This is a genomic window from Lysobacter antibioticus, assembly GCF_000731095.1.
Taxonomy (GTDB): Bacteria; Pseudomonadota; Gammaproteobacteria; order Xanthomonadales; family Xanthomonadaceae; genus Lysobacter; species Lysobacter antibioticus_B.
Genome location: NZ_JMTZ01000101.1, coordinates 1 through 12,533 on the forward strand (window position 1 = coordinate 1; position 12,533 = coordinate 12,533).

Below are 12,533 nucleotides of genomic sequence, written 5' to 3' on the forward strand. Positions count from 1 at the left end.
GCAACGGCAACGGCAACGGCAACGGCAACGGCAACGGCAACGGCAACGGCAACGGCCACAGCCACAGCCACAGCGGTGCCGGATGTTCAGGTCAGGGTTCAAACATCAAACGCCGACCGCTCAATTCACCACATGCCCCGCACAGCCCGCATCCTTGCCCGGGCCGAGTTCGATCGTGGCCAGCAATGCCGCCGGCGGCGCGATGCTGCCCAGCGCCACTGCGACCGCGCCGCGCAGCCCAAGGCGTTTGAAATCCGGACGGGCGTTGGGGTGCTTGAAGCTGCCGGTGACGGTCAGCGGCGTGCGCAATGCGAACAGGCTGCGGTCTTTCGGGCGCGGACGGATCAGCAGGTCGAGTTTTTCCTCGCCCAGGTCGATCGTGCCGCTGCCGACCAGGATGGTGTCGCTGGTGTCGAAGGCCAGCGCGCGCGCGGTCATGACGCCGTCGGCGACGGTGAAATCGCCGAAGGCGCAGCGGATCGGGATCTTGCGGTCCTGGGTCAGCTTGAACTTGAGGATCTCGGCCAGGTCGAGCCCGGCGAATTCCATCAGCAGATTGCTGATCTGGCCTTGGCCCATGCCGACGGCGACGTTGCCGTCGCTGCTGGCGAGCATCGTCGCGATCGAATTGCCGTTGCCGGCCAGGGCGATGCGCCCGCCGACCTTGCCGACGGCGTCTTCGGCGAGTTTGACCTTGGGCAGCAGCTTGGCAAGGGTCAGCTTGCGCGCGGTGATGTCGGCGCGGGTGCGGATCGGGGTGCGGCGCGCGTCCATCGTGACGATCGAGCGGATGTCGCCGTCGGCGACGCCGAAGTTCAGCGGGTCGAGTTTGAGCAGGCCGTTCTCGAGCAGCAGATGCGCCTGCATGTCGTCGAGCGGCCAACCCGGCGCCTCGATGCGTGCGGCCTTGAGCCTTACGTCCGCATCCATCGCCCGCAACTTGTCGAGCCGATACGGCGTGGCGGGCAACAGCTTTGGGCTCGCGTCCAGGCGCGCATGTTCGGCGGCGAGTTCGGGGTTGGTGCTTTCGCCGCGCCCGGTCTGCGGAGGCGCTCCGACGAAGCCGGCGAGGTCGTCGAGATCCAACCGCTTGGACACCAGGTCGGCGCGCAGATAGGGACGCGGGCCGCCGGTATCGACGCTGGCGCTGCCGGCCAGATCGCTGTCGCCGACCTTGCCGGTGAAGCGGTCGTAATTCCAGCGCACGCCATCGCGGCTCAGGCGGCCGTCGAGCGCATAAGGCGGGGTCGGCGGGATCGCGATGCCGATCAGCGGATACAGATCGGCGAGGTTCTTGCCGGCAAGAGCGAGTTGCAGATCGAAGTCGCGCAGATGGAAGGGGTCGACCAGTTCGCCGCGCGCATGCGCACGGGTGGCGCCGGCGGCGGCGCGCAGGTTCAGTCGATACGGGCGCTGCGCATCGCGCAGCGCCAGCGGCGATTCGGCGCGGCCTTCGAGGGTGAAGCGGTTGTTCTTCCAGCGTCCGCCGCCTTCGATCTCGACCGGCGGCGCGGCGTCCTCGCGCTGCGCCGCACGGCTGGCGACGGCCAGGTCGATGTCGGTCTTGCCGGCGGCGTCGAGGAATTGCAGACGCCCGTCGTCGATCCAGACGCGTCGGAACACCGGCAATTCGCCGGTGCCGGCGCGATCGAACACCCAGTTGCCGCCGTGCTTCGGGTCGCTCTGCAGATTCACTCGCGGCCGGATCAGGCGGATGTCGGGGATGCGGACGTCGCCCTTGAGCAAGGGCCAGAATTCCACCGCGATTTCCAGACGCTGCGCCGAAGCCATCAGCGGCTGCTTGGCCCACTCGGCATTGGCGAAGCTCAGGCCGTCGGCGCGGATGACCGGCACGCGTCCTAGATCGACATCGAGATTGCCGGCGATCTCGAAACGTCGGCCGGTGCGCACTTCGACCTGGCGTTCGATCGTGCCCTTGAACCAGTTCCAGTCCCACAGCAGGAGCAGCACGACGATGGCGAGCGCGAGCACGCCGAGCAGCGCGCGCCAGGGATGGCGGCGCAGACGGGTCTGCCACGACTGCTCGGCAGGCGCGGGCGCAGACGGGGGAGGCGGAGAGTCGCTCATGGCATGAAGCGCTTGGGCCGATCGTGCCGGCGATACCTACGCCATCGGCCCGCGCGGCGGGACCTGGTCGCTACGATGGCCTCACCATTGCGGCAGGGCGGTAAAGCGAAGGTGAATACGCCGTGGACGCGACGTGCGGTGTTCAGGCCGGCGAGGGGACGACCTGGGCGAACACCGAGATGTAATGGCAGACGCTGCCGGCGACCACGAACAAATGCCAGATCGCATGTGAATAGCGCAGCGAGGGACGGTGATAGAACACCGTGCCGAGCGTGTAGCAAAGGCCGCCGGCCAGCAGCCAGCTCAGGGTCCAGACGTCGAGCGCGTTGAGCAGGGGCTTGATCGCGACCAGCACCAGCCAGCCCATCGCGATGTAGATCATCGTCGACAGCAGCTTGAAGCGGCCGGTATAGAACAGCTTGAACACGATGCCGGCGAAGGCCAGGCCCCAGATCGCCGCGAACAGGCCCCAGCCCCAGGGGCCGCGCAGGCCGATCAGGGTGAACGGCGTGTAGGTGCCGGCGATCAGCAGATAGATCGCGCAATGGTCGAAGACCTTGAGCCGCCCCTTGAGCACGGGATGCTGGATCGCGTGGTACAGGGTCGAGGCCAGATACAGCAGCAGCAGGCTGATCCCGAACACGATCGCGCTGCCGAGTTGCCAGGCGTCGCCGTAGATCGCGGTCAGGGTGATCATGACCGCGCCGCCGGCCAATGCGGCGGTGGCGCCGAGACCGTGGGTCAGTGCGTTGGCGATCTCTTCGCGGATCGAGTGGTCGCCGTGAGCGGGGGCATGGGCGATAGGCATGGTCCCAGCATCCTAGCGCGGTCTGGGGCCAATGCTCGCAGTCAGGATGAAAGGACAGGGACGGTAAGGTGCCCGCGGTCCGGTTTCGCGACCCGGATCACGGGCGCAGGCAGGCCAGAGCGTCTGACCTGCCGGAAGCACGGCCCTCGCGCAGAGGACATGGCGGGTCGATCCGGCCCGGAGCGGCGAGCCCCGGGCCGGATCGGACCGGAGACGCAGGTCAGGCGGCCGGGACCGCGGCCATGTGGCTCATCGACGGCATGCCGACGATCAACAGGACGATGCCGACGATGTAGAGGATCAGCGGAATCTTGTTCTGGGCGAAGTTCATGATCGCGAATACCACGGCCACGAACGGAATCAGCAGCGAACCCAGTCCCCACCAGATGTTCTTGCGAAACGCGTTGACGATGATCCACAGACCGCCGATCAGGCACAACACGATACCCAAGTAATACATACGTCCCCCTCCAGGTTGGATGTCGGCTCGACTGCCCGACGGGCCGATGCTAGTCGATGCTGCCGCGCAGCATCGGCGAAACGCGGTGCCGCGCCGCAAATGCGCGTGGGAAGCCGGACCGCAGGGCGAGGCGGCGACAGGCTGGATCAGGGGGCGTAGACCACGTTGTCGGACAAGTACATCTGCGCGATGTTGATCGCGAAAAGGACGGATCCGGCGGCGTACAGCAGCAGCGGGGTCTTGCTCTTATGCCAATGGAGGATGCCGAAGACGAGCAGGACGGGCGAAACCAACAACGAACCCAGTCCCCACCAGATGTTTTCCTGGAAGGCCAACACCAACAGCCATAGACCGCCGATCGCGAGCAGGGCCAGGCTGAGAATCAGAAGCGCCAACATCATGTCGAACTCTCCTTGTGACCGGCGTCCTGCCGGCGCGGCCATGCTAGCGAATTTCGAGTGCGCAGGGAGCGCCCGGGAAGGTCGCAGCGCCCGAGCGACGGCCGCTTTCGCAGTGCCATGGCGCGCGGACTGGAGCGTCGGGACCGTCGGGCCGTGGCGACGGAGCGTTCGGGTTCGATCAATCGAGCGTGTTCAAACGGCGGACCCGGCGCAGTCGTCGCAGAATCTTGTGCGGCCGGTCGAAGCGGTATTCCTCGACTTCGACCGTCAGCCCGCCGTCTTCGCCGAGCGCCTCGCGCATCGCATAGAGGCGGCCGTTGCCTTCGAAGGCGAGCCAGCGCTCGCCGTCGCGCACGACCTTGATCTGCGAGACCGAAGGGATGATTTCGTTCAAGGTCGCCAGGTCGAGCTGCCCGCGTGCAAGCAGTTCCTCGCGCCGCGCTCGCAAAGCCTGCGCCCGCGCATGGGTGGCTTGCAGCGCCGATTCGCGGTCGATGCGGTGGATCGGCTGCAGGGCGCGCAACGGCACCATCGCCTGGGCCTTGCCGCTGCGCAAGCGGTGGATGTCCATCACCACCTTGGCCATGTAGGCGTCTTTATAGTCGAGCGCGGCGACTTCGCTGCGCTTGCCCAACAAGTACAGCCACCATCGCCGCAGCGCCGACATCAGTCCAGCGCCACCGCGTGCGCGTGTTCGCGCGTAGCGAGGAATTCCACGCCCGGTGCGCGCTCCTGGGCCAGCTGCAGGTTGACCCGGGTCGGCGCCAGATAGACCAGTTGCCCGGCCGCGTCGAGCGACAGGTTGAGCGCGTTCTTGTCGCGGAATTCCTCGAGCTTCTTGGCGTCGTTGCAGCGGATCCAGCGCGCGGTCGCCACGCCGACCTGCTCGAAGCTCGCATCCACGCCGTACTCGTCCTTGAGGCGGTAGGCGACGACGTCGAACTGCAGCACGCCGACCGCGCCGAGGATCAGGTCGTTGCTCATCAGCGGCCGGAAGAACTGGGTCGCGCCTTCTTCCGACAACTGCGCCAGGCCCTTCTGCAACTGCTTGAGCTTGAGCGGGTCGCGCAGGCGCGCGCGGCGGAACAGTTCCGGGGCGAAGTTCGGGATGCCGGTGAAGGCGAGCGCCTCGCCTTCGCTGAAGCTGTCGCCGATCGAGATGGTGCCGTGGTTGTGGATGCCGATGACGTCGCCCGGGAACGCGCTTTCGGCGATCTCGCGGTCGCTGGCCATGAAGGTCAGGGCGTTGGCGAGCTTCACTTCCTTGCCGGTACGGGCATGGAAGGCCTTCATGCCGGCGCTGAACTTGCCCGAGCAGATGCGCATGAAAGCGACGCGGTCGCGGTGCTGCGGGTCCATGTTGGCCTGGATCTTGAACACGAAGCCGCTGAGCTTGTTTTCGGCGGGCTGCACTTCGCGGGTGGTGGTCTCGCGCGGCTTCGGCGACGGGGCGTGCTCGATGAAGAAATCCAGCAGCAGCTGCACGCCGAAGTTGTTGACCGCCGAGCCGAAGAACACCGGGGTCTGTTCGCCGGCCAGGTACTTGGCCTTGTCGAACGGATGCGAGGCGCCTTCGACCAGTTCCAGTTCCTCGCGCAGCTCGGCCAGCATCGCCGCGCCGATGCGCGCTTCGAACGCCGGATCATCGATGGAGGCGTAGATGGTCGAGTCCTGGCGGGTGAAGTTGCGGCCCTGCTCGTACAGATGCACTTCGCCGCTGATCAGGTGGACCACGCCCTTGAGGCGCTGGCCCATGCCGATCGGCCAGGTGATCGGCGCGCACTGGATGCCGAGCACCGATTCGACCTCGTCGAGCAGATCGATGGGGTTCTTGCCTTCGCGGTCGAGCTTGTTGATGAAGCTCATGATCGGCGTGTCGCGCAGGCGGCAGACTTCCATGAGCTTGATCGTGCGTTCCTCGACGCCCTTGGCGACGTCGATGACCATCAGCGCCGAGTCGACCGCGGTCAGCACGCGGTAGGTGTCCTCGCCGAAGTCGGCGTGGCCGGGGGTGTCGAGCAGGTTGACGATGCGGCCCTCGTAGGGGAACTGCATCACCGAGGAGGTGACCGAGATGCCGCGTTCCTTTTCCAGGGCCATCCAGTCCGAGGTGGCATGGCGCGCGGCCTTGCGGCCCTTGACCGAGCCGGCCATCTGGATGGCGCCGCCGAACAGCAACAGCTTTTCGGTCAACGTGGTCTTGCCGGCGTCGGGGTGCGAAATGATCGCGAACGTGCGGCGGCGGAGGGCTTCTTGGGAGACTTCGGACATGGGAACGGCGCGCCCGGGGCGCGTCGGGAGGCAAGAGGAAGGGCGGAAGTATACCCGGGCGGCGCGCCGGGGCCGGGCAGGGCGTCGACGATGGCCGGATCGCCGAGGGTGGGGCTCTTCTCGGGGTAGGAGCGGCGCGAGCCGCGACCGCGGGGCTACTACGGTTTGCGTGGCGGCGGGCCTGGATCGCGGCTCGCCGCCGTTGCTACGGGAGGCAACCGAGCAGGTGCCGAGGGTAAGAGCAGGGCTGCGGAGAGTTGCGTCGCGGCGAGGGGGGGACGCGGTCGCGGCTTACGCCGCTCCTACATCGGCCCTCGCGGGCGGACAGCCTCAGCGCGTGCCGCCGCTCAGGCGCAGCGGGCCTTGCGGGCCGCTCATGCGGAAGGGGATCGATTCGAGCTTCATGCCGCGATTGATCTGTACGGCGAAATGCAGGTGCGGGCCGGTGCTGAAGCCGGTGTTGCCGGACAGGCCGATCTGCTGGCCGGCGCGCACGCGCTGGCCGGTGCGGACCAGCACGCCACCGTCGGCCTTGAGGTGGGCGTACAGGGCCATGCTGCCGTCGTCGTGGAGAATGCGGACGAAGTTGGCGCGGTCGCTGAACTTTTCCAGATTGAGCCCGGCCTTGTCGAAATCGGACTCGACCTGCATCACCGAGCCGTCGCGCGCGGCCAGCACCGGGGTGCCGATGTCGGCGGCGAAATCGACGGCGTAGCGGTGTTCGGGTTCGGTGTGGCTGAAATGGCCGCCATAGCCCTGGTCGATGCGGAATTGCTGCTGTTGCAACGGCAGCAGGTAATCGACGTTCTGCGCGCGCGCTGCCGGGTCGCCCGGCGTGCTGCGCAGGCTCAATTCGAAGTCGCCGCCGCGGGTCGGGTCCTGGGCGCTGAGCACCGCCACCACGGCGCTGCCGCGCGCGGCCACGGTTGCGTAGGCGGGTAACGAGGGCGAGCCGGCGATGTTATTGCTGTGGGTGAAGTCGAGGCGGACTTCGATCGGCCCGGACAGGCTGTTGTCGGCCCAGGCCAGGTAGCGGTCGCCGTCCTGCTGCACGCGCAGGCGCGCGATCGCGCCGGGTTCGGCGCGGAACGGGATCACCTGGACTTCCGACGGCGGCGCCGCCCCCGGCGGACGATCGCCGTAATGGCTGACGCCGCTGCGGTCGGTCCAGCGGTAAAGCTTGGCCGCCTGCACCGCCTGCACCGCCGGTACGGCGAGCAGGCTGGCGCAAAGGCAGGTGGCGAGCAGGGCGGAAAGGCGCGGCATGGTCGGGTTCGAAGGACGGCGTCGGTGCGGCGTGGAATAGGTAGCTAGAGTGTCAGTTCAGGCAGCCGGACTGCAGTTGCAGAGAGCGGGCGACGTCGCCGAGGTCGAACGCGGTCACCGAGCGGTCGTCGTGCACCGCATACAAGGCCCCGGTCGGGAACGCGGTCGTGCCGGCGGCGTGCAGGGCGATGCCGTCGGTGTGGGCGGTGACCTCGCCGCTGAAGCTGCCTTGCGGCACCAGGGTGACGCGGTCGAACACATGGAAGATCGTACGCGGCATCAGCTGGTCCACGGCGATCCAGTATCCGGCGCCGTTCGGGCAGCTCCACAAGGCCACGCCTTCGGCCTGGGCGTCGAAGCTGCGGTCGGGCAGGCGACGGCCCGTGTAACGGCCGGCCAGGGTGTATTCGCGCAGGGTCGAGAGATGGCGGTCGTCTTCGTCGGCGATCAGCAGGCGGTCGTTGGCCGGGTCGCCGGCGATCGATTCGACCACGCGCAGGGCGGCGTCCTCGGTGGTGTCGCCGAAGGAACCGACGTACTCGCTGCGCATCGCATCGCCATCGTCGAAGTGGATCTTGTAGCGGCGCACGCGCTGATCGAGCTCGGTCAAGGCCGGCACCCGGTCGAACTTGTCGCCGTACATGAAGCTGTCGGTGATGTAGGCCTCGAGCTCGCCCGGGGCGATCTCGTTGAGCCACACGCCGTAGGGGCTGCGCAACTCGGCGTCGCCGAAGCTGCCGAGCGGGGCGAAGTCGGGCAGGCGCAACACCTGCACGCGGTGGTTGTCGCGCTCGACCACGAACAGGTGATCGCCGAACACGGTCAGCCCGTTCGGGCGCTTGAACTGGCCGAGCGCCTGGCCCTTCGCGCCGACTGTGCGCAGGCGTTGGCCGCTGTCGGCGTCGTAGACCGCCAGGCGGTGAGTCGACTTGGCGCTGGCGATCAGCCAGGTGGCGCCGTTCTCGGTCGGCCAGGTCGCCAGCGAATCGAGTTCGTCCTCCGGGCTTTCGGCCGAAACGAAGCGTTCGGGGACGATCCGCACCCCGGCCGGGCCGGCGCTGGTGGTGCGGGTTTCCGATTCCAGGACGGGGCGGGTGGCGCAGGCCGACAGCAGGACGGTGGTCAGGACGGCGGCAACGAGGCGGCTATTCATCATTCCAAGTGTATGCGCGGGCGGTGGCAACGGGGCGGCGACCGTGAAGGTCGAGTGAGGCTACATGATAAATCGCTATATGCGGATGAAGCGATTGACACGCCTTCCGCCGGTCGGCAGACTGAGGCCATCCATCGAGACCGGCTGAGGGACAGGCCCTTAGAAGCCGGGGCAACCCAACGCAGCGCAAGCTGCGTGAAGGTGCCAATTCCTGCGGCCCGCCTCATGGCGTTGGTCGGAAGATGGTTGCGAAGTGCGCTTCCGGCGCACTTGCGACTTGCAAGCTCGGTGGGCCCGTTCACTTCGGATGACCGCCATGAGCTTCGCCAACAGCCCCGCCGCCACGTTCGAACGCAGCGACAGCTTCGTTTCCTATGCGTCGCCCGCAATCGTTTCCCCCGACGTGTTCGAGCGCACCGGCCGTGCCGCCGCCACCCGAGGCGAGATCGCCGTCGAACTGGATCTGCGCCATTCCGGCCGCCGCAGCCTGACCTTGCGCTACGAAACCCAGGGCGACCGCAGCCTGCCGGCCTTGTTCGTCGCCGGCGGCATTTCCGCCCATCGCCACCTCGCGCCGAGCCGCGAGTTCGGCGAGCAGGGCTGGTGGCAGAGCCAGGTCGGCCATGGCCGTTCGCTGGACCCGTCCCAGCATTACTTGGTCTCGTTCGACTGGATCGGCGCCGACGGCACCCTCGACGTGGCGCTGGATCCGGCCGACCAGGCCGACGCCATCGCCGCGTTGCTCGACGCGCTGCGCATCGAGCGCCTGCAGGCTTTCATCGGTTATTCCTACGGCGCCATGGTCGGCCTGCAGTTCGCCTCGCGGCATGCTTCGCGCCTGGGCGAACTGGTCTCGATCAGCGGCACTCACCGCGCCCATCCCTATGCCGCCGCCTGGCGTGCGCTGCAACGCCGTGCGGTCGCGCTGGGCGCGCTGCAGTGCGACGAAAGCCAGGGCCTGGCGCTGGCGCGCGAACTGGCGGTGCTGAGCTATCGCACCCCGGAAGAATTCGCCGAGCGTTTCGGCAATGCCGAAGTCCGCGACGGCCGCGTCCGCGTCGCCGCCGAGGACTACCTCGACCATTGCGGCAACAAGTACGTCGCGCGCACTCCGACCACCGCCTTCCTGCGTCTGTCCGAATCGATCGACCTGCAGCAGATCGATCCCTCGACGATCCAGGTGCCGGTCACCGTGGTCGCGGTCAGCGAGGATCGTTTGATCCCGCTCAGCGAGTCCTACGACCTGATCGAACGTCTGCGCGGCGAAACCCGCCTGCGCGTGCTGCGTTCCATCTACGGGCACGACGCGTGCCTGAAAGAAGAATCCGACATCAACACCATCCTGCGCGAAGCGCTGGCCGACTGTACGCAGGTGGCCGCATGAGCATTCAGAACAACGGAGCGGCACCAGTGACCACGACCCCCAGCACGACCCCCACCCGCAGCACCTGCACCGCCGCCGTGCGCGCCGGCATCGACCGCGACACCGCCTACGGTGCGGTGACGCCGCCGATCGTGCTGTCGTCGAACTTCAGCTTCGCCGGCTTCAACGACAAGCGCCAATACGACTACACCCGTAGCGGCAACCCCACCCGCGACCTGCTCGGCGAAGCGCTGGCCGAACTGGAAGGCGGCGCCGGCGGCGTCATCACCTCGACCGGCATGTCCGCGATCACCCTGGTGCTGCACGCCTTCCTCAAGCCCGGCGACCGCATCGTGGTGCCGCACGACGGCTACGGCGGCAGCTGGCGCCTGTTCAATGCGCTGGCGGCGAAGGGCGCGTTCGAGCTGATCACCGCCGACCTGACCGACCCGCGTTCGCTGACCGAAGCGCTGGCGACCAAGCCGGCCGTGGTCTGGATCGAAACCCCGTCGAACCCGCTGCTGCGCATCACCGACCTGCGCTTCGTGATCGAGGCCGCGCACGCCCAGGGCGCGCTGACCGTGGTCGACAACACCTTCCTGTCGCCGGCGCTGCAGCGCCCGATCGCGTTCGGCGCCGACCTGGTCGTGCATTCGACCACCAAGTACATCAACGGCCACAGCGACGTCGTCGGCGGCGCCGTGGTCGCCAAGAGCGCCGAGCACCACCAGCAGCTGACCTGGTGGGCCAATGCACTCGGCCTGACCGGCTCGCCGTTCGACGCCTTCCTGACCCTGCGCGGCCTGCGCACCCTCGATGCGCGCCTGCGCGTGCACCAGGAAAACACCCTGGCCATCGCGACCCTGCTCGACAACCATCCGGCCGTGCGCGTGGTGCATTACCCAGGCCTGGAATCGCATCCGGGGCATGCGCTCGCCGCGCGCCAGCAGAAGGGCTTCGGCGCGATGCTCAGCGTCGAGATCGAAGGCGGCGAAGATGCAGTGCGGGCTTTCGTCGAAGGGCTGACCTGTTTCACTCTGGCCGAATCGCTGGGCGGCGTCGAAAGCCTGATCGCGCATCCGGCGACCATGACCCATGCCGCGATGTCGCTGGAAGCGCGCACCGCCGCCGGCATCAGCGACGGCCTGCTGCGGCTGTCGATCGGCATCGAGCACGTCGACGACCTGGTCGCCGATCTCGAAGCCGCGCTCGAACGTGCCGCCGCTGCGGTGGCCACGGCGGCGCGCGTCAAACGATGAGCGTCGCGGCCAGCGCCCTGCACGGGCAGGTTTCGCAGGCGCGGCCGCGCTCGACTGCCGCCGCGGCCCACGCCGCGCCGGCGCGGGTCGCCTTGCTCGGCACCGGCACGGTCGGCGGCGCGGTGATCGCGCGGCTGGCCTCGTGGCGCGGCACTGCGCTCGGCGAGCGCCTGTCGCTGGTGCATGTCGCCAACTCGCGCCGCGCCGCGGTCGGCCTCGACGGCATCGCGCCCGAGCGGGCGGTCGCCGCCCTGGCCGATTCGGCGCAGGCCAGTTCGCTGAGCGATATCGCCTTGGCGCTCGAAGGCGAGGGCGCGCGGGTGGTGATCGATGCGACCGCCAGCGAGGCCGTCGCCGAGCAGCATGCGCAGTGGCTGGCGCAAGGCATCCATGTGGTCACCGCTTGCAAGATCGGCCAGGGCACGTCCTTGACGCGTTGGCGCGCGATCCGCGAAGCCTGTGCGCAGGGCGGCAGCGGCTACGGCGACAGCGCCACCGTCGGCGCCGGGTTGCCGCTGCTGCGCAGCCTGCGCGAGTTGCAGGCTGGCGGCGACCGCATCCATGCCATCGCCGGCGTACTGTCGGGCTCGCTGGCCTGGCTGTTCAATCATTACGACGGCATGCGCCCGTTCTCGGCGCTGGTGCGCCAGGCGCGCGATGCCGGCTACACCGAGCCCGACCCGCGCGACGACCTGTCCGGCGAAGACGTGCGGCGCAAGCTGCTGATTCTCGCCCGCGCCGCCGGCGTGGTGTTGGACGCCGGCGACGTCGAAGTGTCCTCGCTGGTGCCGCCCGAGCTGGCGATTCTGTCGCGCGACGGCATCGACGCGGCGCTGCCGGCGCTCGATGCGCCCTTGCGCGAGCGCTATGCCGAGGCCTACAAGAACGGCGAGAAGCTGCGCTTCATCGCCCGCCTCGAACGCGGCGAGGATGGCCGCGTTTCGGCGAGGGTCGGCTTGGAATCTTTGCCGGGCGACCATCCGCTGGCCGGTGGTGCGGGCACCGACAACAAGGTCGCCATCTGGTCGGATCGCTACAAAGTCCAGCCGCTGGTGATCCAGGGCCCGGGTGCGGGTGCGGAAGTCACCGCCGCCGGCTTGTTGGACGATGTGTTGCGGCTGGTGGGGTGAGGGGCGTCGTAGCGTGCCGCTTGCACGGGTAGGAGCGGCACCTGACAGGGATCTCCTGCGGTCACAAGCCGCGAAGACGTCGTCGCGGATCTGTGTCGGTACCGTCCGAGACCTCTGTAGGAGCGACGTGAGTCGCGACCGCGGGACGCGCAGAGAGCGCAATGCCGATGACGCCCATCGAAGCGACAAGCTTTCGCAGGGGTAGGAGCGGCGCGAGCCGCGACCGCAGTGTTTCGGTCTTGCGGCGCATCCATCAAGCAATACCAAGATCAAACGCCAAGAGCTTCCGCCACTAAAGCGGCGGGTTACTTTCTTTTGTCTAAAGCAACAAAAG

The 12,533-nt window shown here is 68.0% G+C and carries 11 protein-coding genes and 1 riboswitch; of the genes, 3 read left to right on the forward strand and 8 right to left on the reverse strand.

Annotated features, from left to right (window positions below; translation table 11 throughout):
• Positions 1–120: 120 nt before the first annotated feature.
• From EX88_RS0121230 to EX88_RS0121265, 8 genes are all read right to left on the reverse strand, one after another.
• A complete protein-coding gene (locus EX88_RS0121230) occupies positions 121–2,088 on the reverse strand; it encodes an AsmA family protein (RefSeq protein ID WP_031373988.1) in 1,968 nt (655 codons plus the stop codon).
• Between the two features lie 142 nt (positions 2,089–2,230).
• Complete coding sequence (gene trhA, locus EX88_RS0121235; protein ID WP_051885392.1) at positions 2,231–2,896, reverse strand: PAQR family membrane homeostasis protein TrhA; 666 nt, start codon at positions 2,894–2,896, stop codon at positions 2,231–2,233.
• A 220-nt stretch (positions 2,897–3,116) separates the two neighbouring features.
• Entirely contained in the window at positions 3,117–3,356 is a 240-nt protein-coding gene (locus tag EX88_RS0121240) for a hypothetical protein (RefSeq protein WP_051885393.1), read from the reverse strand.
• A 146-nt stretch (positions 3,357–3,502) separates the two neighbouring features.
• Positions 3,503–3,757, reverse strand: a complete 255-nt coding sequence (locus EX88_RS26685) for a hypothetical protein (protein WP_036149748.1) — start codon at positions 3,755–3,757, stop codon at positions 3,503–3,505.
• Between the two features lie 178 nt (positions 3,758–3,935).
• Positions 3,936–4,424 carry a hypothetical protein gene (locus tag EX88_RS0121250; protein ID WP_031373991.1) on the reverse strand — a complete coding sequence of 163 codons (489 nt, stop codon included), beginning with the start codon at positions 4,422–4,424 and terminating at the stop codon, positions 3,936–3,938.
• On the reverse strand, positions 4,424–6,028 hold the full coding sequence (locus EX88_RS0121255) for a peptide chain release factor 3 (protein ID WP_031373992.1): 1,605 nt from the start codon (positions 6,026–6,028) through the stop codon (positions 4,424–4,426). Before EX88_RS0121255 ends, EX88_RS0121250 begins: the two co-directional genes overlap by 1 nt.
• Positions 6,029–6,358: 330 nt before the next feature.
• Complete coding sequence (locus EX88_RS0121260; protein ID WP_031373993.1) at positions 6,359–7,294, reverse strand: peptidoglycan DD-metalloendopeptidase family protein; 936 nt, start codon at positions 7,292–7,294, stop codon at positions 6,359–6,361.
• A gap of 52 nt (positions 7,295–7,346) precedes the next feature.
• Positions 7,347–8,447, reverse strand: a complete 1,101-nt coding sequence (locus tag EX88_RS0121265; RefSeq protein ID WP_031373994.1) for a hypothetical protein — start codon at positions 8,445–8,447, stop codon at positions 7,347–7,349.
• 128 nt (positions 8,448–8,575) lie between these two features.
• Positions 8,576–8,696, forward strand: a riboswitch (SAM riboswitch).
• A gap of 67 nt (positions 8,697–8,763) precedes the next feature.
• Between EX88_RS0121265 and metX the strand changes: the two genes are divergently transcribed.
• From metX to EX88_RS0121280, 3 genes are read left to right on the forward strand one after another with little or no spacing between them, the layout of a single operon-like run.
• Positions 8,764–9,831: a homoserine O-succinyltransferase MetX gene (gene metX, locus EX88_RS0121270; protein WP_031373995.1), complete on the forward strand. Its 1,068-nt coding sequence runs from the start codon at positions 8,764–8,766 to the stop codon at positions 9,829–9,831.
• Positions 9,828–11,069 carry an O-succinylhomoserine (thiol)-lyase gene (locus EX88_RS0121275; protein WP_081931337.1) on the forward strand — a complete coding sequence of 414 codons (1,242 nt, stop codon included), beginning with the start codon at positions 9,828–9,830 and terminating at the stop codon, positions 11,067–11,069. Before metX ends, EX88_RS0121275 begins: the two co-directional genes overlap by 4 nt.
• Complete coding sequence (locus tag EX88_RS0121280) at positions 11,066–12,199, forward strand: homoserine dehydrogenase (RefSeq protein WP_081931339.1); 1,134 nt, start codon at positions 11,066–11,068, stop codon at positions 12,197–12,199. The genes EX88_RS0121275 and EX88_RS0121280 overlap by 4 nt, the downstream gene beginning before the upstream one ends.
• Positions 12,200–12,533 lie beyond the last annotated feature (334 nt).